Below are 23,090 nucleotides of genomic sequence, written 5' to 3' on the forward strand. Positions count from 1 at the left end.
TCCTCCTCATTTTGCACATTCTTTAGAGTAAACGAAAACGAATTTGCTGTAAACGTTATTGTCGATTTTGTAATATTTGTCGCCATTGTTTAATGGCGTTCGTTCCATAGAATAAGACGCCTCCTCGATAGAATTTCGAGCCGATCCACAATGTCACACTGATTGTCCCGACGAGTAATCCGATCGAAAGTGCGACTTCCCATACGGCCACGTCGACGAGCATGACGCGGAGGAACATGAGCATCGGGGCGAAGAACGGCACGAACGAGAGGATGGTCACGATGGTCGCATCCGGATTGTTCAAGCCGAAGATTGCGACAAAGAAAGCGACGACGAGGAGCATGACGACCGGCATCGTCATCTGTTGCGCTTCTTCCACTCGACTGACGAGTGAACCGAGGACGGCAAAGAGAGAAGCGTATAACAAGTAACCGAGCAGGAAGAAAATGAGCAAATAGATGACCGCTCGAGTATTCCCTGCATTCTCGATGACCGTTGTGGCCAACTCACTTCCACTCGCACTGACATATCCGAAACCGAGGAAAATGGCGATTTGGAAGATGGCGAGCGTCCCGATCGCTGAAATTTTGGCGACCATATGCGTGATCGGGTGGGTCGTCGAGATGATGAGCTCCATGACACGCGATGACTTCTCGGTCGTCACTTCTGTGGCAATCATCTGACCGTACGTGATGATGGAGATATATAGCAGCATGAGCATCGCATAGACGAGTGCTGAAACAGACGATAACTCGTCTGAATTCTCACCTCCACGCCCGAGATACGACTCGTCGAGCTGAATCGGTTCGTTCAATGAGGCGATGACGGTCGGGTCAATGTTCGATGTTTCAATCAATTCAGCATTTCGCAACTGTTGCAACGACGTTTGTAAAATCGCCGTGAACTCCTGTTCCGGACGTTCCGATATGACGCGCGCATCATACCCGTCGACAAAGGCGACAACTCCATACTCGCCGTCGTTAATCCCGGCACGTGCCTCGTCTTCCGTGAGGTCACCCGTTGCGACATCTTCATAGCCGAGGGATTGCATCGTATCGACGAGTTCTGTGTTCTCGGATACGATGATCGCGCTCGCCTGTTCAGAGTCTTCGAATACGGACAGGATGCGATCGATGTTCGTGAAACCAAAGATGAACAGGATGGTTAGTGCCGTCGAGATGACGAATGCCTTTGAACGTATCCTCGATTTGAGAGTGAACGCATAAAGTGGGCCAAAGTTATGAAACATGCTGTCCGACCTCCTTGATGAAGATGTCATTTAGTGACACGGGTTGACGCATGAACGTCTTCACGACCGCTTGATGACGGACGAGTGCCGATAGGACGGCATCGCTATCTTCAAAGGATTGAAGATGCACCAGATGACCGGATTTATAAGGTTCAATCGTATCGACAACCGGGAGCGAATCGAGGACACCGATTTGGTCGGTTTCAATGAAGAGGGCCGGCTCGGCGTAACGAGACTTGATTGACGGCACGTCACCGCTCACGACGGCACGTCCACCTTTTAAGATGCCGACGTGTTGACACAATTCTTCGACGTGTTCCATCCGGTGGCTCGAGAAGAGAATCGTCGTCCCCTCATCACGCAATGCGAGGACTTCACGTTTTAAGATTTCGACGTTGACCGGGTCGAGCCCGCTGAACGGTTCGTCTAAGATGACGAGTTCCGGGTTATGAAGCAGGGCGGCGACGAGCTGAACCTTCTGTTGATTCCCTTTCGATAGTTGTTCGACGCGCATCGTCTCATATTGAGGGATTTCGAGGCGTTCGAGCCAAGACTTGACCGCACGTTTGGCGTCGCTTGTACGCATACCTTTCAGACTAGCTAGGAAAACGAGCTGGTCACGCACCTGTGACTTCGGATAAAGGCCACGTTCTTCAGGCAAGTAGCCAACAATCCGGTGGTCGACCGCCTTCCCGTTCCACGTGATGCTTCCATCGGTCGGTTTCAAGATGTCGAGGATCATCCGAAACGTCGTTGTCTTTCCGGCACCATTTGCACCGAGTAAACCGAACATTTCCCCTTGGGGGACACGGAATGTGAGGTCGTCGACGGCTGTGAAATTACCGAATTCTTTCGTGACGCGTTCGATATGTAATGCCATATTCATCTACCTCCTTTATAAGTCTCTACCCTTATCGTACGTCACGGTGAGCAAAATGTTTCACTTTTTCTGGTCAATGATTTATCTTGAAATCAAGATAATAAAAGGAGGATGACAATGAACACACAGTCTACGGGGATCCATCACATCTCATCGATGGTGCAAGACCCACAGCGCACGCTTGATTTTTATGGGCAAGTACTCGGTCTTCGCTTCGTGAAGCAGACCGTCAACTTTGATGATCCGGGAACGTACCATCTTTATTTTGGGGACGAGGTCGGGACACCGGGGACGGTGATCACATTCTTCCCGATCCCGGGGTTAGGGAAAGGGCAGGTCGGGAGCGGGCAAGTCGGTGTGACTGCTTATCTCGTGCCGGCAGGAAGTTTGCCGTTCTGGGAAGAAAGACTACAACAGCATGGCATCGCGACCGTCGCCACGGAACGGTTCGGTGAGGCATCGCTCTTGTTCGAGGACCCGGACGGACTCGTCGTCGAGCTCGTTGCGCGACCGAGCACCAAACAGACGAGCTGGGTCGTCCCGGGTATTACCAAAGATGAGGCGATCGTCGGATTCGCCGGTGCGACGCTTCTTTCAAAAGCGCCGGATGAGACCGTTCGTCTGTTGACGGAGCTGTTCGGATTGGAACGGGTGTCAGAGGATGAAGAATGGATTCGGTTGAAAGGTTCAGCCGACTATGGGAACGTCATCGATGTGAAGAAAACGATTTTACCGAACGGGGTTCCGGGCACAGGAACGGTTCATCACATCGCTTGGCGAGTCGCAGATGGTGAACATTACACGACTTGGCAAGACGCCATCTTTGACCTCGGGCTACGTCCGACCGAAGTGAAAGAGCGAAACTACTTCCGCTCCGTCTACTTCCATGATGCCGGCCGTATTTTACATGAACTTGCGACGGACGTACCAGGATTCACCGTGGACGAATCCGTTGATACACTCGGTGAGACGTTACGTTTACCATCATGGTTAGAAGCGGACCGCGACAAAATCGTCCGCACCTTGCCAGCCATCACAATCCCGAAAGGAGAACGGATATGATTCATCAATTCATAAAAGGAACGACAGAGAAGACACTTGTTTTATTACACGGCACAGGAGGGACAGAACAGGACTTGATCCCACTTGCGAAAGAACTGTCAACGGAGGCAAATATCCTGACACTTCGAGGGGACGTCATTGAAAACGGCATGTCCCGATTTTTCCGTCGTCACGCGGAAGGGGTGCTCGACCTCGAAGACTTAAAGAAACAGACCGAGCGCTTCCTTCAGTTTTTGGATGAGGCTGCCACGGAGTATGGCATCGACCGGGACAAGATGATTCCACTCGGCTATTCGAACGGGGCGAACTTGATCGGTTCGGCACTATACCGTCACCCGGCGTTCAACGCTTCACTCCTCTTCCATCCGATGGTCCCGGACCGCTCGTTGACACTTCCTGACTTAGTGGGGACGAACGTGTTCATCTCGGCAGGGGAGCGTGACCCGATTTGCCCGAAAACAGAAACAGAAGAGCTGACATCGACACTCCGAAACGCGGGAGCGGATGTTGAGCTCTTCTATCACTCGGGCGGCCATGAACTTCGTATGGAAGAAGTCGAGGCAGCACGGACATGGATCGCCGCATACCTCGACTGATTTGTTCAAGCCATTTTTTTCGGTTTGTTCGAACGAGAGTAGACGACGAGGACACCTCGATCAATCAAATAGGCGGCGAATAACCGTTTCGCCTCCTCAGCACTGACAGTTCGGTCGATTTGGATATACAATCGGCCGAGCTTTTTTTGTGAGGTGCGGGTGAGCAACCAAATCGAGTCGAGCGTATACTGCCAACTTTGCAGTGTGTCGCCACCGATATATAGGTAGCGATTTTGGGTACGCTCGAGCAAATAGTTGAGCCACCAGACATCACGAACCAATTTGGCACCGACCCCGAGAACGAATGTGAGTCCGAAGAAAGCCATGCTCGCTAGTACAGGATGAATGGCAGAGAACCCGTTGCGGACGGACTCGAAAGTGAAGAGGAGCAATCCGACGAAAGAGACGCTGACGAACCACCAGAATCCGAAGTTAGAGAATGAACGTTTCGGATCATGAACCATATGATGTCGATTTCGAATGATCGAAGCCATTCTCTCCACCTCCTTTATTAGAATATTCTGAATATTTAGTAACACCACTATACTATACTGTACCCAATCCCGTCTATTTGAATACGCACACAACATGCTGAATCGTGAGGATTTTTTGACGTTTCGGCTTGCATCCCTCGAATTATGGGAATGATGACAGTGAAGACATGAAAATTTTGTTGAAACGTAATTTCACATAACGAGGGAATCGATTATGATAGGTGAGGGATTTTTTCATATGACCTTCCATGTACTTCGTGCGTAGAGAGAACGTGAAAACATATAGGTCAACTTCATTGCAAACATCATAGAGAACTAGAGGGAATGTTATGAGAAATTATTGGTATGACAATATTAAAGGAGTGCTCGTCCTACTCGTCGTCTTCGGACACTTGTTGACCGATGTTCGCGGTGCGTACGATGACATTCTACCAAAGTGGGTGTATTTGTTCCTATACACCTTCCATATGCCGTTATTCATCATGTTGAGCGGTTACTTCTATCGAGAGAACCGTTATTTGCGTGTGATTCAGCTCTTCGTCGTTTATGTCATTTGGCAAGTCATCCTCGGGTCCTGGTTCGCCTTTACGGAAGGAATCCCGATTTTCTCGCTTGAAAATCCAGGACTGAACCTACTGAAACCATACTGGGCACTCTGGTATCTGATGGCGATCATCTTCTGGTACATCATCACACCGTATGTGACACAACTGAAAGGGTATGTCTTATACGCACTATTATTTGCCCTATTATTTGGATTCCAGGCCGAGGCGACGGGATATTTCGCATTACGCAAAGTCATCATGTTCTATCCGTTCTTCTTGATCGGGAACTGGATGTCTGAGCGCAACACACTGAATTTCTTTGAGCTACCGAAACGAGCCGAGCATCGCAACCGCTACCGGATTGGTGGGGCCATCGTTTTTGTGACGCTGACGATCGGATTATTGATTTCCATGCGCGTCCAACAAGACGATACGTTCTATCATATCGGTAATTTGTTCAAGTTCCGCTTCGCTTATGATACGGCTGTTCCTGAGGCGATGTGGGGAGGTCCGTTTGCCTTCTTGATCGTCTACACGATTTCACTGCTCATGTCGATCAGCTTCGCCATGATTATTCCGGGACGTAAGCTCCCGATTTTCTCGCGTGCCGGGCGGTATAGTCTTTACGTCTACCTCGTCCACGTCTTCTTTGTCGTCGCATGGAAAGCGTTCATACCGGCAGGATTCATGCCGACATCCTGGATGCAACTGCTCGTACTGTTCGGAGTCGCTTTCGTGATGGTCCTCGTGATTATCAGTCCACCGATGGTCCGTCTCTTGCGTCCGCTCGTCGAAATCGATGTGAAACGCATACAGAATACGAAGGGCGTGAAAGGGTAAAGTCTTTTCTAAACGCTCCATTTCCGCTACACTTTATAGAGAAGACACGAAATTAGAGTTAAGGAAGTGACCCTATGCCATACGAAAATGGAATGCACAGCACAGAAGGCGACGTGAACGTCTCACGTCACGTCGTGGAAATGATTGCCGCAGTCGCGGTCAAAGAAACGAAACACGTCTCGTTCACGCAAGAAGATACGAAATTATCAGAACGGGCGCTCATGAAACATGTAAAAGTCGATGAGTCAGAAGAAGGCATCACCATCAACCTATCGCTCTATATCGCATACGGACAGTCGATCATCAAGACAGTGACAGCCGTACAAGAGCGCATCACGCAAGATATGGACACGATGCTTGCGATGACGCCACGTTCAGTGAATGTGAAAGTGGTCGGCATTCAATTGTAATCAGAAGGGGAGAGCGCAGGCTCTTCTCTTTTTTTGATTTTTGCGAAATCGGTTGCATCAAGATAACGTTTTCATTTATAATAGAAATCGAACAAGTGCAACCGTTTGCATCATTGACCAAACGTGCGACGGGTACTTGTCAAGTTCCCTAAATGTAGTCTGACGACACAAGCATTTGAAGGAAAGGCGGAAAGCATGTATGTCAACGATTGAAGCAGTGATTTTCGATTTGGACGGTGTCATCACTGACACGGCAGAGTACCATTACCTCGCTTGGAAGCAGCTCGGTGAAGAGCTCGGAATTCCATTTGACCGCGAATTCAACGAAACGCTCAAGGGCGTGAGTCGGACTGAGTCGCTTGAGCGGATCCTTACGCTCGGCGGTAAACAGAACGACTTCACTCCGGAAGAGAAAGAAGAACTCGCACAAAAGAAAAACGAGCACTACGTTGAACTCATTCAACATATCTCATCCGACGATCTTCTTCCTGGTATCGTTTCATTCCTCGATGAAATCAAAGAGGCGGGACTCAAAATCGGAATGGCTTCTGCTTCAAAGAACGCATTCGCGGTCGTTGACGCACTTGGTGTCCGTCATTATTTCGATCATATTGTCGATGCAGCAACTGTCGCCCAGTCAAAACCACACCCCGAAGTGTTTTTGAAGGCCGCTTCTGCCCTTGGCGTGAAACCCGAACTCGCCATCGGTGTTGAAGATGCGGCTGCCGGCGTAACTGCAATCAAAGCGGCAAATATGTTTGCTGTCGCCGTCGGTGAAGAATCGATGCTTGGTCACGCTGACCTCATCGTCGCTTCAACTGACGAACTTTCACTTGAACGCATCCTCGAACGTGTTCACGTGTAAATGACTACAATCATCTTCCGTGAGACGGCGACTGCCCCGAACAGTCGCCGTCTTTTTTAAGTCAAAAGTCCTAAATAGACAATTTTGCCCAAAAACTGATGACAAACACATTACAAATCCGTTACACTTTTATAGAAGATATAGAGGGATTATTAGGAATTGCTGATTTAAATTAGGGAATTCCAAATCATAATTGGATGTAGAAGGGGATTTGTGTATGGAATCTACGAATGTCAATGACCATATTTATCGAGAATTGATGGAAATTGAAGAATCGTATCGTCAATTGCAACGTCGTGCGGAATATTTGATTGCGGAATTGAGTCGAGATAAAGAAGAGAAAGATCCGGTGAGCGATGCGTCAAAACGCCTACGCCCACGTCGTGTGAACCAACGCTATCCGCTCGAAGTATACGTTCATCAAGTGACCGATCTTTTGAAAGAACGCCAGACGATGAGCGTGCGTGATATTCAAATGGAGCTTGAACTTCGTTACCGTCATCACATCAGCAACATTTACCAATTGATGGTGAAGATTGAAGGGGTCAATCCAGAAATCAAAAAAATCGGTCGCGGTCTCTATACATACGAACCGACAGAAGAAGTAGCCGCGACACTTTCATAATGTAGAGCCGATGAGGAACGCCTCGTCGGCTTTTCTTGTAATCGGACTGATATCCACTCCTTGATTCAAAATATGATATAATTCGCCAGAGTCTATTTTTTTGAGAGAGGAACTGTCGGCCCATGTTATGGATTGCCATGTTGGTCAGTTTTGTGATGGCCATCTTGATTACACCGCTCGTTCGTCGATTCGCATTTTTCATCGGTGCGGTCGATCATCCGAACGCACGAAAAGTACATTTACGGACGATGCCACGAATCGGGGGTCTCGCGATTTTCATCGCATTCTTTATCGGTTATGCCTTGCTGCTTCCGACGAGTCGCTATAACGACGCCATCTTGATCGGGGCTGTCGTCATTCTCCTTACCGGACTGATCGATGACCGGTTCCAGTTGTCGGCCCGCGTCAAGCTGATGGGCCAGATGATTGCGACCGTTATCGTGTTAAACTCTGGGATGCGGATCGAACTGATCAACCTTCCGTTCGATCAACAACTCTATCTCGGGTCATGGAGCATCCCGATCACCGTCCTTTGGCTCATCGGGATCACGAATGCCATCAACTTGATTGACGGTCTCGACGGTCTCGCCGCCGGCGTATCGAGCATCGCGCTCGGCACGATTGCCGTCTTAGCCATCATTCAAGGGAACGTCTATTTGACGGTGATGGCCCTCTTGCTTCTTGCGAGCACACTCGGATTTCTCGTCCATAATTTCTATCCGGCGAAAATCTTCATGGGGGACACGGGGGCACTCTTCCTCGGATATATGCTCGCCGTCTTCTCGCTCATCGGGTTCAAGAACGTGACGTTGTTCTCGCTTGTCGTCCCGGTCCTCTTGCTCGGTCTACCGATCTCGGATACGATTTTTGCGATCGTCCGTCGACTCGTCCAAGGTCGACCGCCGATGTCACCGGACAAATCACATATGCACCATCAGTTGATTGACATGGGATTCACGACAAGGCAAGCCGTCCTGCTCATGTATGGCATGACCTTGTTCTTCGGTATTTCATCGATTCTGTTTGCGAAGACGACCATGCTCGGTGCCGTCATCACATTCATCGTGGTCCTTCTCGTCATCGAATTGATTGTGGAGTCGACCGAACTGATTCATCCGAATTATAAACCGATCATCCGCACATCCCGCAGACTGTTCGGTCGACCTCGCACATAAAATAACCGTTATCGCAGAGCGATAACGGTTATTTTTAGTATGTCGTCGTCTCGGTCATCGAGTCGTCCGTTTCATCCGTTGTCGGTTCGTCTGCTGTGACGGGTATACCGAGTTCGGTTTGAAGGAGCGCCTGTGCGTCACGAAGGTCAGCCGGGTCAAGTTCGTAATAATAGACACCGTTTAACGTCAAGTCGTTTCCTTCGAGCGTTTCGCGATTGAACGACTTCAAGGATTTTGCGTACGGTTGAAGCTGTGAAGCTTCCGATAGGGACATATTCGTCCGAATGTTTTCACCGACCGCGTTCATGATTCGGTTCAACTTGGTGAAGGAATTGATTGTCGTCGCCTCGTTGATGATGGCTTCGATGACCTGTTGCTGTCGACCGGCACGACCGATGTCTCCGGCAGGGTCTTGTTTCCGCATGCGGGCGTAAGCGAGTGCTTCTTTTCCGTTCAAGACTTGAACACCAGGCTCAAGCTCGACATTTCCCGTCGCTTTTCCGGAGATGGGGATGAGTACATCGACTTCGACGCCGCCGACCGCATCGACTAAATCTTCGATTCCATCAAAGTTGATGGTCGCATAATAGTCGATCGGGATGTCGAGCAGATTCTCGACGGTCGAGATGGTCGCATCGATGCCTCCATAGGCGTAAGCGTGGTTGATCTTGTCTTTGAACGGGTCGTTGTCGTCGAGGATGATATCGACATACGAGTCGCGGGGGATGCTGACGAGTGTCACTTGGCGCGATTCTTTGTTGAATGTCGCGACCATCAGTGAGTCACTCCGTCCTTCTTCGAGCGAGGCGCCGCCATCGACTCCTGCTAAAAGGACGGAAAAGTGATCTTTCGTCAAATCGATGGTCTCTTCACGGCGTTCTGACTTGTCGCCACGTTCGAGCTCCTTGTTCGTACTCTCGGCAGTTTCATTCGCTTTAAAGACAAAATACCCAAAAGCGGAACCACCGATTAGCAATACGACACCCAACACGATGAGGACGATTTTCCAAGGTGATCTTTTCTTGCGTGGGGGTGTTTCCATGTTGTTTTCCTCATTTCAGTCGTTTCTTTTAGTATAGGCGTTTCAGCGTTTGAAATCACGTTCGATGATGCGGATATCGGTTGTTTGGAGCTTACCTTGACCGTTCGTTAAATCCGTTAGCCAGGCGAGCGCCTTATCTGTATTTTCCACGGGTACCGATACATGAAACGTGACGAGGTCAGCATAGGTGATGTCATCGAGCAAGTAGTCAGATTGTCTCAACTCATTTTCGACCTTCCCGATCCACGTATAGTCGACAGTGAGCGTCAATTGTTGCATCTGTAACCGTTCAACGATTCCAACTGCATCGAGGCCTTCGCTGACCGTTCCGCCATACGCTCGAATCAGTCCGCCACCTCCGAGTTTGATTCCACCAAAATAACGTGTCACGACGACGGCCGTATCTTTCAAGTGGCGTTTGCGCAACACCTCGAGCATCGGCATGCCGGCCGTACCACTCGGCTCGCCGTCATCGTTCGCCTTTTGATGCTCGTCTCGCTCTCCGATGATATATGCAGAACAGTTATGGTTTGCGTTCCAATGCTCTTTTTTGATGGCTTGAATGAACGTCTGTGCCTCTTCTTCGGTCTCGACACGTTTGAAATGTGCAATAAATTTTGACTTTTGGATAAGGACCTCGTATGTTCCACTTTGTTTTATAGTATAATTTGACTCAATAGACATTTCTGAAAATTCTCCTTTCTATTTTTAAATATTTTTTTTAGAATTTAAGTAGGCACACACGCTTCACATAGCGAATGAATTAATAGAAAATCTCTCATGTCCGCTGTAAACCTGCTAGTAGTGGACGATATATAAGAATAGATGAGGATTAACTACCGAACTATTAGGGGATGGCATCGTGAATCATATTACCGATCGGACAGCTTTAGAACATATCATAACAAATATGATTGAAACGGTGACGGAAAGTAAAGAGGAGATCGTCCGTATAACCGAAAGTTCTGCAACTGAATATTCAGCAATTCAAAACGAGTTAAAAGAATTGACGGATAAAATCGAGTTCTATATCGGGGAGTCCGATCGACTCGACCGACTCGTGAAAGCTGCAAAGGCGAAGCTCGTTCAAGTGAGTAAGAAGTTTCATATACATAGTGAGCAAGAAATTCGTGACGCCTATGAACGGGCGAATCAAATGCAACTCGAACGGTTTCTCGTCCAAAAAGAAGAGATGGCGGCTCAGCAACGGCGGAACGACTTAGAGCGTCGGCTGCTCATTTTAGAGGACACGATCGAGCGTGCCGAAAAATTGATCGGTCGTGTGAGCGTCGTCTTGAACTTTTTACGGGACGACCTGCAGCAAGAGTATTCGGACATGATGAAGAAGCAAGAGATGGCCATCGGTGTATTCGAAGCGGCCGAGCGCGAACGACGTCATCTCGCCCGCGAGATGCATGACGGCCCAGCGCAATCGCTTGCTCATATTTTGATTCGGGCCGACTTGATTGAAAAGACGTTCGATAAACGAGGAAAAGATGAAGCATTTGCCGAATTACATGAATTGAAAAAACTGATTCGTGGGGCACTCGTCGACGTCCGTCGTTTGATTTATGATTTACGCCCGATGTCGCTTGACGATTTAGGCTTTTTACCGACGCTCGAGCGTTACCTCCACCAAACGGAAGAGTACACGGCCATCAAGACACGTCTCAATTACCGTGGGTCACGTGCCCGCTTGCCGGAGAAGCTCGAGATCAACGTGTTCCGTCTCGTTCAAGAATCTGTACAAAACGCGATCAAACATGCCAAAACGGCAGAGATTATCGTCAATGTCGAACAGGCGAGCGATGTGATTCATATTCACGTCCGCGACTATGGTGTCGGGTTTGAACCGAGTGCAATCGGCGAAGAGTCGTTTGGCATCGTCGGAATGCGCGAACGGATTGAGTTGGTGAACGGAAGCATCAGCATTGACTCGGAAGTCGGCAAAGGGACGGTCGTCCGGATGTCGATTCCGATTTCGTGAGAGAACAAGGGGGAAGACATACATGGAAATGACACAGACACGCATTGCAATCGTGGATGATCACGAACTGTTCCGCGAGGGATTGAAGCGGATCTTTGATTTAGAAGATGAATTTAAGGTTGTCGCCGAAGGACGGACGGGTCGCGAAGCGATTCGCATCGCTGGCGAGCAGAAACCAGAGATTTTGATCATGGATATCAACATGCCGGACATGAACGGGATCGAGGCGACGAAACAACTGTCACTCTTGTCACCGGAGACACGTGTCCTTATCCTTTCGATTCATGATGATGAGTCGTATATTACGCATGCGCTTGAAGCGGGTGCGTCAGGGTTTTTATTGAAGGAAGTGGCATCGACAGAATTGATTTCGGCAGTTCGTGCCGTCGCCCGGGACGGGGCATACCTTCATCCGAAAGTGACGACGAACGTGTTGAAAGAGTACCGTCGTCTCTTACAATTCAAAGGGGAGCAAGCAGGTCGTGGTGTCGAAAGTCGTACGGACGACCCGGTCTATCAATTGTTGTCACGTCGTGAGGTCGAAGTGTTGCACCTTCTCGCAGACGGGCGCTCGAACCGAGACATCAGTGACATGCTCTTTATTAGTGAGAAGACAGTCAAAAACCACGTCTCTTCTGTCCTTCGTAAAATGGACGTGAACGACCGGACGCAAGCCGTCGTCGATGCGATTCGCCGGGGTTGGGTCGAGATTTGAGCGTCACCGATGCTTTACCTCGTTTTTGTGTTACAATATGGAATGGAATCCTAACGTAATTGGAAAAATGAAACGACGTAAAGTGAGGATATAGTATGGGAAACATTGCGATTTTAACCGACAGTACCGCCTATCTGTCGGATGATTTTTTGGCGCGGCATGACGTCCATGTCGCACCACTCAGTGTCATCTTCGATGGCGCGTCGTACCGTGAATCGGTGGATTTATCGACCGAGGCGTTTTATGAGCGAATCGAGGCGGGCAACCTGCCGACGACGTCACAACCGGTCATCGGTGAAACGGTCGAATTGATTGAGAACTTGCCGGATGACGTGACCGACGTGATTGCGATCACGCTCTCGAGCGGCATCAGCGGAACGTACCAGTCGATGGTCGCGTTAAATGATATGGTCGATGTGACCGTTCATGCGTTTGACTCAGAGATTTCGTGTATGCCGCAAGCATTTCTTGTCGAAGAGGCACTTCACCTTCGTGACACCGGTGCGACACCGGAAGAAATCATCGCTCGTCTGGAGACGGTCCGTGATTCGATTCGTGCCTACTTCGTCGTCGATGACCTCGCTCATCTGCAACGCGGTGGACGATTGAGCGCAGCGCAAGCGCTCGTCGGTTCATTCTTACAAATCAAGCCGGTCCTTCACTTCCAAGACAAATTGATCGTCCCGTTCGAGAAGATCCGGACGTACAAGAAAGCCGTACGTCGAATCGAAGAGATGATGGACGAATCGATTGCCGGGGATGGCGAAGGCTACTGCATCGGTATCATTCACGCCAACTGTCCGGAGCGTCAGGCGGAAGAAATCGCTTCGATGAAACAGAAGTTCCCGAAAGCACACATCTCGGGGAGCCATTTTGGTCCGGTCATCGGAACACATCTTGGACCTGGTGCAATCGGTATCACCTGGTATCGTCGCGAATGGTAAGAGAGACGACCGTTTAAGGTCGTCTTTTTCAATGGAGGAGGGAATGTGATGGCGAAATACCGCCAAATCTTTGAGCGTCTGGCAGAAGAGATGCGAAACGGCACGAGACCCGCTGACTCAAAACTTCCGTCGGAGACCGAGTTGATGCATCAGTTCGAGGCCAGCCGGGGGACGGTTCGGAAAGCGCTCGATCTGTTACAAGAAAACGGGTATGTCCGGAAGCATCACGGAAAAGGCGTGTTCGTATTGAAACGAGACCAGATCGAGTTTCAATTCAACGGCATCGTCAGTTTCTCGGAAGTGTACGCGAGCATGCTCGGTCGTTCCATTCAGACCCACGTCGCTTCGTTTGAAGAGATGGAAGCCCCGACTTGGCTCGCCGAACGGATGAACTTGGCGGCAGGGACGCGCGTGTTTCGCATCGAACGGGTTCGAAACTTTGACGGGGAGAACGTCATCTTAGATATCAACTATTTCGTCAAAGACCTCGTTCCTGGATTGACAGAAGAGATTGCGGCTCGTTCGATTTATGGATATATCGAAGGCGAGCTCGGCCTACAGATCAGCTATGCCAAACGGAAAATCGCAGCTGAGGACGTGACGGAACTCGACCGGAAGCGACTCGACTTGCATGACTATGAATATGTCATCGTCATCACGAACGATACGTTCTTATATGAAGGGCAACAATTTGAATACACGGAGTCACGTCACCGATTGGATAAGTTCCAGTTCAGTGACGTCGCCCGTCGGTAAACCTCTTTCGTTCAGGAAGAGGTTTTTTGTTTGACTGAAGTCGACATAGGGAAAATTTAACAATGAAGTTGGACACAAAACCTTCACGTTCAACTTGTATATATAAGTTGTTGACTTAACTTATATAGATAAGTTATACTTTGTTTGTACTCATAAGTAACCGTTTTCATTTATAGTTTTCAAACAAAGGAGGACATTCAACATGAAGGCAGATTATCGTCAAATTGCCGCTGAGATCTTAGAAGCGATCGGAGGCAAAGACAACGTGGACAAGGCCGCACACTGTGTGACGCGTCTCCGTCTCTCCCTTAAAGATCAATCAAAAGTCAACGAAGCACGTGTGAAAGAAATCGATCTCGTCAAAGGGGCGTTCGAGAACTCCGGCGTGTATCAAATCGTTATCGGAGCCGGCGATGTCGATCGCGTCTATGCCGAGTTCATCAAGCTCGCCGGACTTGAGGCGGCAACGGTCGCCGAGGTCAAATCCGCGGGTGGCAAAAAAATGAATCCGCTTCAAAAACTCGTCAAAGTCTTCTCTGACGTCTTTATGCCGATCATTCCAGCCATCATCGTGGCCGGTCTCCTCATGGGGATTAACAACTTACTCGCTTCTGAAGGTCTCTTCATCGACGGAAAGACACTCATCGAGGCGTATCCAAACTTACAAGGACTTTGGGATCTCATTAACATGATGGCGAACACGTCATTCGTCTTCTTACCGGCACTCGTCGGTTGGTCGGCGACGAAACGTTTCGGCGGGAGCGAAGTACTCGGGATCGTCATGGGTCTCTTGCTCGTTCACCCGGACCTCTTGAACGCATGGGGCTACGGGACGGCGGCACTTGAAGGAGAAGTACCGACATTCAATATCCTCGGACTCTTCGAAATCGAGAAAGTCGGCTATCAAGGTCAAATCTTGCCGGTCCTCGCCGCAGCCTATATCTTGAGCCAAATCGAGATGTTCTTGAAAAAACGTGTACCGAACGCCATCCAACTCTTGGTCGTGCCGATCACAACAATCGTCGTCACTGGATTCCTTGCACTCGCAATCGTTGGGCCGGTCACACGCGGAATCGGGAACGTGATCGCGACAGGACTCGTCAACACGTTTGAAGCCGTACCAGTCGTCGGGGCACTCCTCTTCGGATTGTTCTACGCACCGCTCGTCGTCACAGGGATGCACCACTTGTTCATCGCCATCGACCTTCAGTTGATCGCGGATACAGGCGGTACGTTCATCTGGCCGATGATTGCACTCTCAAACATCGCCCAAGGTTCGGCCGCACTCGCGATGTTCTTCGTCTACAAACATAACGCGAAACAAAAGAGCATGGCATCGACTTCAGCCATCTCGGCTTACTTCGGAATCACGGAGCCGGCCATGTTCGGGGTCAACTTACCAAATAAATTCCCGTTCTATTCAGCTATGATTGGGTCAGCGATCGCTGCCATCTTCATCACGTTGAACGATGTACAAGCCATCGCCATCGGTGTCGGAGGACTCCCTGGATTCCTCTCCATCTTCACAGATAAGATCCTTCTCTTCATCGTCGGCATGGTCATCGCGATCATCGTACCGTTCGCGCTCACATTCATCTTGTCGAAGCGCTACATGAAGAAAGGCGAACTTGAAGAAAACAAAGTCGCATAAGCAATGACTCGGGAGGGAGGGACGGCAGTTCTTCCCTCTTTCTTATTGAAATGAAAACTCTTACAAAAGGAGATGTCGTTGATGACACAGAAAAATTGGCGCAAATCAGTCGTCTATCAAATTTACCCGAAAAGCTTTTACAGTCCGGAAGGAAACGCGACCGGATCGATCAAAGGGGTGACGGCGAAGCTGGATTACTTGGCAGAACTCGGCATCGAATACATTTGGATGACGCCTGTCTATCAGTCACCTCAACACGATAACGGCTATGACGTGAGTGATTACTATGCCATCGACCCGTCTTACGGGACGATGGAGGACCTCGACGAATTGATCCGTGAAGCAGAGGCGCGGGGCATCGGCCTCATGATGGACATCGTCGTCAACCACTCGTCGACCGAGCACGAATGGTTCCAAAAATCATTGGCAGGAGACGAGCGGTACCGTGACTATTACATCTGGCGTGACGAACCGACGAACTGGGAGTCGAAATTCGGCGGAAATGCGTGGGAATATGATGAGAAGAGCGGGCAATACTACCTCCACTTGTTCGATGTGACGCAGGCCGACCTGAACTGGGAGAATGAACAGATGCGCGAGGACGTCTACGAAATGATGCGATTCTGGCGTAAAAAAGGAGTCAAAGGATTCCGTCTCGACGTCATCAACCTCATTTCAAAAGAACAGGACTTCCCAGAAGACACGTCGGACGGTCGTAAGTTCTATACGGACGGTCCACGCATCCACGAATATTTAAAAGAGATGAACCGGGAAGTATTCGACGGGCATGACGTCATCACGGTCGGGGAGATGTCGTCGACGACACTCGACCACTGCGTACGCTATTCAAACCCAGACGAGAACGAGCTCAGCATGACGTTCAGCTTCCACCACTTGAAAGTCGACTACCCGAACGGGGAGAAGTTCGTCGCTGCACCGTTCGATTTCATTCAATTGAAAGACATCATGTCGACGTGGCAACAAGGGATGCACGGGAAGGGATGGAACGCCATCTTCTGGTGCAACCACGACCAACCGCGCGTCGTCAGCCGTTTCGGGAACGACACGAACCATCGCGTCGAGAGCGCGAAGATGCTCGCGACCGTGCTCCACGGCCTTCAAGGGACACCGTATATCTATCAAGGGGAAGAAATCGGGATGACGAATCCTGGCTTCGACGCGCTCGACGAATATCGGGATATCGAGACGCTCAACATCTACAAGTTGAAGCGGGAAGAGGGCGTGTCGCACGAAGACATGATGGCCGCCATCAAACAGAAGTCACGCGACAACTCGCGGACGCCGATGCAGTGGGATGCGACGACGCATGCCGGCTTCACGAGCGGCACGCCGTGGATCAACGTGGCACCGAACTATGAGGACGTGAACGTCGAGACGGCGCTCCGTGACCCGAACTCGGTGTTCTACCACTACAAACATTTGATTGCATTACGAAAAGAACTTGACGTCTTGACGGATGGGGATTACACGCTTCTCACACCTGATTCGTTGGACGTTTGGGCATATACACGGAAGACCGACCGCGAGGAACTTCTCGTCGTCGCTAACTTCTATGGAACCGAAACGACGTACACGATTCCGGAAGGGTTTGAGCGGGTGAACGTCGTCAGCCACAACTATGACGTGCCTGAGCTCGACGGGACGACGTTATCCCTTCGTCCGTACGAGGCGATCATGTTCTACAAACAGAAATAACAAGTGGGACCCGACGCTTTCGTCGGGTCCTATTTGTGTAGTCGACCTATGTTGTTTTAGATAAGTCGAATCGCATTTATATAGCCGTTTTGGTAGCGTGATGACAAAAAGGAGTCAGGTCATGGGAGAACTCATTGTCGCTCAGGCAGGGAAACGGGCCATCCGCTTCGGTATCTGCCAACGCTGTCTCAGCACGGACGTCCGGACGTTCACCTGTCATCACGGATCGTGTGCTTACTGCCGGAACTGTCTTTATCTTGGACGTGTCTGCCGCTGTGATTTTCTACAAGAGCGGGACATCACGACACCGCTTGAAACGACCGAACTGACGATGCCGTTCGAGCTCGCTCCCGACCAAACACGGGTCGCAAATCAGCTGCTCACGTGGTGGGACGGACGGAAGACGGGGCTCGTGCATGCGGTATGTGGCGCCGGAAAGACGGAGATGACGTTCCCGGTGATTGAGCGGGTCGTCAATTTAGGGAAGCGGGTACTGATCGTGTCCCCGCGGAAAGACGTCGCCATCGAATGGGTTGAACGGCTCGAACGAGCATTCACCGTGCCTGTCACGAGGCGATACGGGGGTGGGGAGAAAGACACTGTCGGGATGATCACGGTGGCGACCGCGCCGTTACTCATGAATGTTCGGGACGTCTTCGATTATGTACTCGTCGATGAGTCCGATGCCTTCCCGTTTGCCTTTAACGTGGCGCTATGGAATACGATTCGGCGTGCCGGGAGAGGTGTCTTCTTGTTCATCACGGCAACCCCGACCGTTTGGCAACAGATGTTTCCAACGGTTCATCTGTCGCGGCGCTATCACGGATTTGATTTGCCGGTCCCGACACTTGTCAAACAGTCCGACGAACGAATCGTAGATTTCTGTCGACGTCACGCCTTGAAACCACGTCTCTTGTTCGTACCGACGAAGCCTGATTTGGAGCGGTACCACGAGACATTAGAAGATGCGGGACTAACCTGTCGGACGGTATCGGCCGAGACCGAGGAACGGACCGACGCCCTTCACTGGCTCCAAGAGACGAACGGCGTCGTCCTTGCGACCTCCATCTGGGAGCGGGGGATGACGGTTCGGGACGTGCAGGTCGCCGTGGTGGAAAGTGAACATCGGCTCTTCTCGACACGAGGGCTCATTCAGATGGCGGGTCGAGCGGGGCGAAAACCGGATGCGCCGACAGGAGAGGTCTGTTTCTTTTTCAAGGAGCGGACGTTCCGTCAAGATGTAGCCATCCGAAAGATCAAGGAGGCGAATCGGCGATGAGATGTCTTCTTTGTCATGAGTCGATGACCGTCCCGTGGACTCCTGCCACATTATGGCGACGGGACTGGGTGTGTCCTGCTTGCGAGTCGAAACTGACGCCGCTCGGGACGGGTTGCCCACGCTGCGGTCAACCGAATGAGACCGGTGAGACGTGTCCGGACTGCATCCGCTGGCTCGCACTCGGTCTCGACTTGACCGTCCGTTGCCTGTACGCATATGATGAGGCAGGAATTGACTGGCTACATCGATTTAAATTCAGCGGTGATGTCGTCATCGCCTCATCGGTCGCACCAGCGCTTCGGGCATCGCGTTCATCTGGCGTGACGTATGTTCCGGTCCCGTTGAGTAAGGAGCGACTTCAGACACGTCGCTTCAATCAGGCTGAGGTGCTCGCGCGATGTATCGGTCCAACGCGACAGTTTCTCGAAAAAACGGAGGTTTCAAGTCAACGTGAACTCGGGAAAGAAGGAAGACGACACCGAACGAATCCTTTCACTGTACCAACTTCAGTGAAATGTGGGAAAATCATTCTTGTAGACGACGTGTATACGACGGGGACGACCCTTCATCAGGCGGCCTATTCGTTGCGACAGGCAGGTGCATCAGAAGTTTCTGCGATTTGCTTATTTCGGGCGCTAAACAAATCGAAATCGCGTCCGATATAAAGAGCAGAGGTGAAACCAATGGATGCAGCATCTTGCCAAATGTGTGGACGCTTGTTTATGAAACAGGGTCGTTCACCGTACTGTCCATCATGTAACGAAGTCGATTATAAAAACTTCTTGAAAGTCCGCGACTTCATTCGTGAACCGGCCAACAAACAAACGACCATCGGAGCCCTCGTCGAAGCGACGGGTGTCTCTGAACTTGATATCACGCGATATATCCATGAAGGACGCTTGATCATCAAGGACAATCCGGCGCTTGCCATCAGCTGCGTCCGTTGTGGTCAACCGACGAATGAAGGAAAAATTTGTTCGAACTGCCAGAGAGATATGCAGAAGGAACTGTCCAGTCTACAGGAGAGCTTGACGAAACAATCAAGCATCCGCACTTATCGTTTGGATTAACATCATGAAGAGGGGGAAGACGCATGCGCATCGATTCAGCCAAGTGGGTACACTTACCGAACACTTATGAAAAGAAAACGCAAGTCGAACCGAAGCCCGCGCAATCACGCCAAACGGACCAATTGTCAATCTCGGCGGAAGCCCGCGCCCGGTTTGAAGAACCGGTGAAACATCCGGACCGTCTCGCAAAAATCGACGCTTTGAAAGCAGAGATTGATGCGGGCACGTATTCACGGGACGCGCGCGAAATCGCTAAACGCTTTCTACAAGGATGAATGGAAGCGAGGTCCGTTTGAGGCCTTCGCACTGAATAACACGGCACGGAAGCTGACTAAATAAGGGGCACCCCTTTCTTTAGTCGGCTCTTTTTTTGAAAAAAGGAGAGACTCATGCTCACATTACATAAACGGCTACTCGAATTGGCTTACGCAAAAGAACAGCTTCTGATCCAAAATGACATGGCGGCGTTTAGCACGCTCGTCAAAGAAGAAGCGAAACTCGTTCGACAAATTTCACAAAAAGAAGCGGAACGACTTCAAGGGACGTATGAATTGGACGATGAAGAGATAGAGGAATTGAGACCGGTCTTGTTCGAGTTGAAGCGACAGAACGAATTGAACGCGACGCTACTCGAACAATCCCTTCGTTATATTACTTGGCATCTGGATATGCTCATGCCGGAAGCAGATGATTTCACATACGGACAACAAGCGTTCGAAACACGCTCGTTCAGCCGTGACGTTTAAGGAGGAAGTGGAATGGGTTCAACATTTATGGGATTAGAGACGGCACGCCGTAGTCTCTCGACACACCAATGGGCGCTTCAGGCGACCGGGAATAACGTGGCGAACGCCTCAAACCCTGGCTATTCACGGCAACGACTCACACTCGGAATGACCGAACAGCTCTCGGTCAACTTCGGCGGGACGAAGGCCGGACAATTCGGGACCGGGGTACGCGGGGAGACGCTCGCTCGGATTCGTGATCTCATGATCGATCAACAGTATCGTGACGAGTCCGTGAAGAACGCCTTCTATGCGACGAAAGAAGCGGCGTTCGGTCGCATGGAAGACATCATCAACGAACCGTCTGAGAATGGTCTCGCTAAATCGCTTGACTTGTTTTGGGCTTCGCTTCAGGACTTGTCGGTCAACCCGGACGATACGGGTGCGCGAAGTGTGGTTCGGCAGCGAGCGTTGACGTTGACACAAACGTTCAACTACATGTCTTCTTCGCTATCGAAAGTACAAGAGGATTTGAAAGCAGAAGCGGGCGTCGTCACGAAAAAAATCAACGACTTGTTGACGAAAATTGGTGACGTCAACCGTCAAATTGGCGATGCGGAACCGCTTGGGGTCTTACCGAACGAATTGTATGATGAGCGTGACCGCTACATGGACGAGTTGTCACAATACATCGAGTTCGAACGTGTCCCGGTCGATTACACGAACGGGGAAACACGCGGGAACTCACAACGTGTCGCGGAAGGACGGATTGATATTCGCGTTACTATTGGTGGCACTGAAGTGAAACTTGTAGACGGTTTAACGAGCGGAATCGGTAAGATTGAAGATATGACGCTAACGAATGCCGCTGGGGGAACGTCTACGCTTACATTTAATGATTTGCCGAACGGGAAGTGGAAAGCACTTGTCGATATGTATGGTAAGTCCACAGGCACAGAAGCCCACGATGGCTCATTCACAAAAATGCTCGCGGATTTGGATGAAATGGCGAATGTTTTTGCTTCAGCATTTAATACAGCTCACGGTACAAATAAAGATGCAGGTGGGATCGCAGGTCGGACTGACTTTTTCGTAGGGGTGACGAGTGCTTCGACGATTACCGTAAACGATGATTTCATGAAAAACTTAGATTTGATTGCCGCGTCAAATGATGGAAACATTGGGGACGGAAGTGGCGCTCTCGAACTTGCACAATTGAAAGAAAGCGCGCTCAGCTTTTCTGGCTCTGTTACGACCTCAACATCGATCGGCAAGTACTATCAAAACGTCATCGGGAACATGGCCGTCGAGGCGAGCCAAAATGCGAACCTCGCCAAGAGTACATTCGCCCTGTTGAGCAGTTCAGACCAGCGTCGTCAGTCGGTCAGTGCCGTCTCGCTCGATGAAGAGATGACGATGATGATTCAATATCAGCACGCCTATAATGCGGCGGCACGTAACATCACGGCCGTCGATGAAATGTTAGACAAAATCATTAACGGCATGGGTGTCGTAGGGAGGTAATGACTGATGCGTGTCACACAGACAATGCTCACACAAACGAACTTGAAGCATTTATCAAGTAGCTACAACACACTCGCTCGCGTCCAGGAACAACTTATTAGTGGAAAACGGATTCAAAAAGCATCAGAGGACCCAGTCGTCGCGATGCAAGGGATTCGTTACCGAACTGAGGTGCGTGAAGTCGACCAATTCCGACGAAACGTCAGCGAGGCGACGAGCTGGATGGATTTGACGGACTCGACGTTGAATGAGGTTACGGAAGCCGTAAAACGGATTCGTGAATTGACGACGCAAGCAGCGAACGATACGTATGAATCATCGCAACGCGCCATCATCAAGAGTGAGGTCGATCAGTTGATTGAACATATCGGTTCTCTCGCCAACTCGAAGGCGGGCGAGAAGTATATTTACAACGGGACGAAAACTGATAAACCCCTGATCAATGTAGATCAGTTAAAAGCGTATTTGGCAAATCCGGCGGGATCTGTCGATTCGATTTACGAGAGTGGAACGGCACCGACAGCAAGCGGGAAAATCGAATTCGAAGTGTCAAAAGGGATTACGGTGCAAGTGAATATGCAACCAGAGACGGTTTTTGGTAAAGAGTTGTTTGAAGGTCTTCATAAATTGAGCACACTTTTGAACGATCCAACGACTTCTGGGGCAGACCTTTCAGCTGAACTCGACACGCTCGACACACTCGGTCAAAGCTTGATCACAGAGCGCTCCGAACTCGGTGCCCGTGCGAACCGTTTGGAGCTCGTCGACAACCGTTTACAAGACCATGAGATTATCGCCAAGACCATCATGTCTGATAACGAGGACATCGACGTGGAGAAAGTCATCATGGAACTGAAGTCACATGAGACCGTCCACCGTGCGGCGCTATCTGCAGGTGCCCGCATCATTCAGCCGACGCTCCTCGACTTCTTGCGGTAAT

General features: G+C 50.3%; 25 protein-coding genes. 20 read left to right on the top strand and 5 right to left on the bottom strand.

Annotated features, from left to right (window positions below; translation table 11 throughout):
• Positions 1–55: 55 nt before the first annotated feature.
• Together KNO94_RS04565 and KNO94_RS04570 are read right to left on the bottom strand one after the other, a co-directional pair.
• On the bottom strand, positions 56–1,249 hold the full coding sequence (locus KNO94_RS04565) for an ABC transporter permease (RefSeq protein ID WP_214777868.1): 1,194 nt from the start codon (positions 1,247–1,249) through the stop codon (positions 56–58).
• Positions 1,239–2,129, bottom strand: a complete 891-nt coding sequence (locus KNO94_RS04570) for an ABC transporter ATP-binding protein (protein WP_214777869.1) — start codon at positions 2,127–2,129, stop codon at positions 1,239–1,241. Before KNO94_RS04570 ends, KNO94_RS04565 begins: the two co-directional genes overlap by 11 nt.
• A gap of 117 nt (positions 2,130–2,246) precedes the next feature.
• Here KNO94_RS04570 and KNO94_RS04575 point away from each other — a divergent pair, with 117 nt between their 5' ends.
• Both KNO94_RS04575 and KNO94_RS04580 read left to right on the top strand, forming a co-directional pair.
• On the top strand, positions 2,247–3,191 hold the full coding sequence (locus KNO94_RS04575; RefSeq protein WP_214777872.1) for a ring-cleaving dioxygenase: 945 nt from the start codon (positions 2,247–2,249) through the stop codon (positions 3,189–3,191).
• Positions 3,188–3,787, top strand: a complete 600-nt coding sequence (locus KNO94_RS04580; protein WP_214777874.1) for an alpha/beta hydrolase — start codon at positions 3,188–3,190, stop codon at positions 3,785–3,787. Before KNO94_RS04575 ends, KNO94_RS04580 begins: the two co-directional genes overlap by 4 nt.
• A gap of 5 nt (positions 3,788–3,792) precedes the next feature.
• Here KNO94_RS04580 and KNO94_RS04585 read toward each other — a convergent pair whose 3' ends face one another.
• Positions 3,793–4,281, bottom strand: coding sequence for a restriction endonuclease subunit S domain-containing protein (locus KNO94_RS04585; RefSeq protein ID WP_214777876.1), 489 nt, complete (start codon positions 4,279–4,281; stop codon positions 3,793–3,795).
• Between the two features lie 329 nt (positions 4,282–4,610).
• Here KNO94_RS04585 and KNO94_RS04590 point away from each other — a divergent pair, with 329 nt between their 5' ends.
• The 5 genes from KNO94_RS04590 (at position 4,611) to KNO94_RS04610 (ending at position 8,741) form a co-directional block, all read left to right on the top strand.
• The gene (locus KNO94_RS04590; RefSeq protein ID WP_214777878.1) at positions 4,611–5,666 is read left to right on the top strand and encodes an acyltransferase family protein; all 1,056 of its coding nucleotides are present in this window, start codon (positions 4,611–4,613) and stop codon (positions 5,664–5,666) included.
• 74 nt (positions 5,667–5,740) lie between these two features.
• Positions 5,741–6,076 (top strand): Asp23/Gls24 family envelope stress response protein, encoded by a 336-nt coding sequence (locus tag KNO94_RS04595; protein WP_074033784.1) that lies wholly within the window; start codon positions 5,741–5,743, stop codon positions 6,074–6,076.
• Between the two features lie 199 nt (positions 6,077–6,275).
• Positions 6,276–6,941 (top strand): beta-phosphoglucomutase, encoded by a 666-nt coding sequence (gene pgmB, locus KNO94_RS04600; RefSeq protein WP_012726996.1) that lies wholly within the window; start codon positions 6,276–6,278, stop codon positions 6,939–6,941.
• 217 nt (positions 6,942–7,158) lie between these two features.
• Positions 7,159–7,566: a Rok-like winged helix domain-containing protein gene (locus KNO94_RS04605; protein ID WP_214777880.1), complete on the top strand. Its 408-nt coding sequence runs from the start codon at positions 7,159–7,161 to the stop codon at positions 7,564–7,566.
• A gap of 122 nt (positions 7,567–7,688) precedes the next feature.
• Complete coding sequence (locus KNO94_RS04610) at positions 7,689–8,741, top strand: glycosyltransferase family 4 protein (protein ID WP_214777882.1); 1,053 nt, start codon at positions 7,689–7,691, stop codon at positions 8,739–8,741.
• Positions 8,742–8,775: 34 nt separating this feature from the next.
• Here the strand turns inward: KNO94_RS04610 and KNO94_RS04615 are convergent, their stop codons facing one another.
• Both KNO94_RS04615 and KNO94_RS04620 read right to left on the bottom strand, forming a co-directional pair.
• The gene (locus tag KNO94_RS04615) at positions 8,776–9,783 is read right to left on the bottom strand and encodes an LCP family protein (protein ID WP_214777884.1); all 1,008 of its coding nucleotides are present in this window, start codon (positions 9,781–9,783) and stop codon (positions 8,776–8,778) included.
• Between the two features lie 42 nt (positions 9,784–9,825).
• Positions 9,826–10,467: a YigZ family protein gene (locus tag KNO94_RS04620; RefSeq protein WP_214777886.1), complete on the bottom strand. Its 642-nt coding sequence runs from the start codon at positions 10,465–10,467 to the stop codon at positions 9,826–9,828.
• Between the two features lie 178 nt (positions 10,468–10,645).
• Here KNO94_RS04620 and KNO94_RS15415 point away from each other — a divergent pair, with 178 nt between their 5' ends.
• From KNO94_RS15415 to flgL, 13 genes are all read left to right on the top strand, one after another.
• Complete coding sequence (locus tag KNO94_RS15415; RefSeq protein WP_214741751.1) at positions 10,646–11,770, top strand: sensor histidine kinase; 1,125 nt, start codon at positions 10,646–10,648, stop codon at positions 11,768–11,770.
• 22 nt (positions 11,771–11,792) lie between these two features.
• Entirely contained in the window at positions 11,793–12,485 is a 693-nt protein-coding gene (locus tag KNO94_RS04630; RefSeq protein WP_285800716.1) for a response regulator transcription factor, read from the top strand.
• Between the two features lie 95 nt (positions 12,486–12,580).
• A complete protein-coding gene (locus KNO94_RS04635) occupies positions 12,581–13,429 on the top strand; it encodes a DegV family protein (protein WP_214741749.1) in 849 nt (282 codons plus the stop codon).
• A gap of 45 nt (positions 13,430–13,474) precedes the next feature.
• Entirely contained in the window at positions 13,475–14,185 is a 711-nt protein-coding gene (gene treR, locus KNO94_RS04640; protein WP_214741747.1) for a trehalose operon repressor, read from the top strand.
• Positions 14,186–14,387: 202 nt separating this feature from the next.
• Positions 14,388–15,836, top strand: coding sequence for a PTS system trehalose-specific EIIBC component (gene treP / locus KNO94_RS04645; RefSeq protein WP_214777898.1), 1,449 nt, complete (start codon positions 14,388–14,390; stop codon positions 15,834–15,836).
• 81 nt (positions 15,837–15,917) lie between these two features.
• The gene (treC, locus tag KNO94_RS04650; RefSeq protein WP_214777900.1) at positions 15,918–17,552 is read left to right on the top strand and encodes an alpha,alpha-phosphotrehalase; all 1,635 of its coding nucleotides are present in this window, start codon (positions 15,918–15,920) and stop codon (positions 17,550–17,552) included.
• A 121-nt stretch (positions 17,553–17,673) separates the two neighbouring features.
• A complete protein-coding gene (locus KNO94_RS04655) occupies positions 17,674–18,831 on the top strand; it encodes a DEAD/DEAH box helicase family protein (protein ID WP_214777902.1) in 1,158 nt (385 codons plus the stop codon).
• Positions 18,832–18,854: 23 nt separating this feature from the next.
• The gene (locus KNO94_RS04660; protein WP_214777904.1) at positions 18,855–19,496 is read left to right on the top strand and encodes a ComF family protein; all 642 of its coding nucleotides are present in this window, start codon (positions 18,855–18,857) and stop codon (positions 19,494–19,496) included.
• An 18-nt stretch (positions 19,497–19,514) separates the two neighbouring features.
• A complete protein-coding gene (locus KNO94_RS04665) occupies positions 19,515–19,901 on the top strand; it encodes a flagellar protein (RefSeq protein WP_078147352.1) in 387 nt (128 codons plus the stop codon).
• Positions 19,902–19,924: 23 nt separating this feature from the next.
• Positions 19,925–20,176, top strand: a complete 252-nt coding sequence (locus KNO94_RS04670; protein ID WP_012726982.1) for a flagellar biosynthesis anti-sigma factor FlgM — start codon at positions 19,925–19,927, stop codon at positions 20,174–20,176.
• Positions 20,177–20,290: 114 nt separating this feature from the next.
• The gene (gene flgN, locus KNO94_RS04675; protein WP_031422785.1) at positions 20,291–20,647 is read left to right on the top strand and encodes a flagellar export chaperone FlgN; all 357 of its coding nucleotides are present in this window, start codon (positions 20,291–20,293) and stop codon (positions 20,645–20,647) included.
• Positions 20,648–20,659: 12 nt separating this feature from the next.
• Positions 20,660–22,150, top strand: a complete 1,491-nt coding sequence (flgK, locus tag KNO94_RS04680; protein WP_214777906.1) for a flagellar hook-associated protein FlgK — start codon at positions 20,660–20,662, stop codon at positions 22,148–22,150.
• A 6-nt stretch (positions 22,151–22,156) separates the two neighbouring features.
• Positions 22,157–23,089 carry a flagellar hook-associated protein FlgL gene (gene flgL / locus KNO94_RS04685; protein ID WP_214777908.1) on the top strand — a complete coding sequence of 311 codons (933 nt, stop codon included), beginning with the start codon at positions 22,157–22,159 and terminating at the stop codon, positions 23,087–23,089.
• Position 23,090 lies beyond the last annotated feature (1 nt).

Source organism: Exiguobacterium sp. s22 (genome assembly GCF_018617455.1).
Classification (GTDB): Bacteria; Bacillota; Bacilli; order Exiguobacteriales; family Exiguobacteriaceae; genus Exiguobacterium.

Coding starts and splice junctions, on each gene's coding strand:
- KNO94_RS04565 (WP_214777868.1), bottom strand. CDS start 1,249: ATGTTTCATAACTTTGGCCCACTTTATGCGTTCACTCTCAAATCGAGG.
- KNO94_RS04570 (WP_214777869.1), bottom strand. CDS start 2,129: ATGGCATTACATATCGAACGCGTCACGAAAGAATTCGGTAATTTCACA.
- KNO94_RS04575 (WP_214777872.1), top strand. CDS start 2,247: ATGAACACACAGTCTACGGGGATCCATCACATCTCATCGATGGTGCAA.
- KNO94_RS04580 (WP_214777874.1), top strand. CDS start 3,188: ATGATTCATCAATTCATAAAAGGAACGACAGAGAAGACACTTGTTTTA.
- KNO94_RS04585 (WP_214777876.1), bottom strand. CDS start 4,281: ATGGCTTCGATCATTCGAAATCGACATCATATGGTTCATGATCCGAAA.
- KNO94_RS04590 (WP_214777878.1), top strand. CDS start 4,611: ATGAGAAATTATTGGTATGACAATATTAAAGGAGTGCTCGTCCTACTC.
- KNO94_RS04595 (WP_074033784.1), top strand. CDS start 5,741: ATGCCATACGAAAATGGAATGCACAGCACAGAAGGCGACGTGAACGTC.
- pgmB (WP_012726996.1), top strand. CDS start 6,276: ATGTCAACGATTGAAGCAGTGATTTTCGATTTGGACGGTGTCATCACT.
- KNO94_RS04605 (WP_214777880.1), top strand. CDS start 7,159: ATGGAATCTACGAATGTCAATGACCATATTTATCGAGAATTGATGGAA.
- KNO94_RS04610 (WP_214777882.1), top strand. CDS start 7,689: ATGTTATGGATTGCCATGTTGGTCAGTTTTGTGATGGCCATCTTGATT.
- KNO94_RS04615 (WP_214777884.1), bottom strand. CDS start 9,783: ATGGAAACACCCCCACGCAAGAAAAGATCACCTTGGAAAATCGTCCTC.
- KNO94_RS04620 (WP_214777886.1), bottom strand. CDS start 10,467: ATGTCTATTGAGTCAAATTATACTATAAAACAAAGTGGAACATACGAG.
- KNO94_RS04630 (WP_285800716.1), top strand. CDS start 11,793: ATGGAAATGACACAGACACGCATTGCAATCGTGGATGATCACGAACTG.
- KNO94_RS04635 (WP_214741749.1), top strand. CDS start 12,581: ATGGGAAACATTGCGATTTTAACCGACAGTACCGCCTATCTGTCGGAT.
- treP (WP_214777898.1), top strand. CDS start 14,388: ATGAAGGCAGATTATCGTCAAATTGCCGCTGAGATCTTAGAAGCGATC.
- treC (WP_214777900.1), top strand. CDS start 15,918: ATGACACAGAAAAATTGGCGCAAATCAGTCGTCTATCAAATTTACCCG.
- KNO94_RS04655 (WP_214777902.1), top strand. CDS start 17,674: ATGGGAGAACTCATTGTCGCTCAGGCAGGGAAACGGGCCATCCGCTTC.
- KNO94_RS04660 (WP_214777904.1), top strand. CDS start 18,855: ATGACCGTCCCGTGGACTCCTGCCACATTATGGCGACGGGACTGGGTG.
- KNO94_RS04665 (WP_078147352.1), top strand. CDS start 19,515: ATGGATGCAGCATCTTGCCAAATGTGTGGACGCTTGTTTATGAAACAG.
- KNO94_RS04670 (WP_012726982.1), top strand. CDS start 19,925: ATGCGCATCGATTCAGCCAAGTGGGTACACTTACCGAACACTTATGAA.
- flgN (WP_031422785.1), top strand. CDS start 20,291: ATGCTCACATTACATAAACGGCTACTCGAATTGGCTTACGCAAAAGAA.
- flgK (WP_214777906.1), top strand. CDS start 20,660: ATGGGTTCAACATTTATGGGATTAGAGACGGCACGCCGTAGTCTCTCG.
- flgL (WP_214777908.1), top strand. CDS start 22,157: ATGCGTGTCACACAGACAATGCTCACACAAACGAACTTGAAGCATTTA.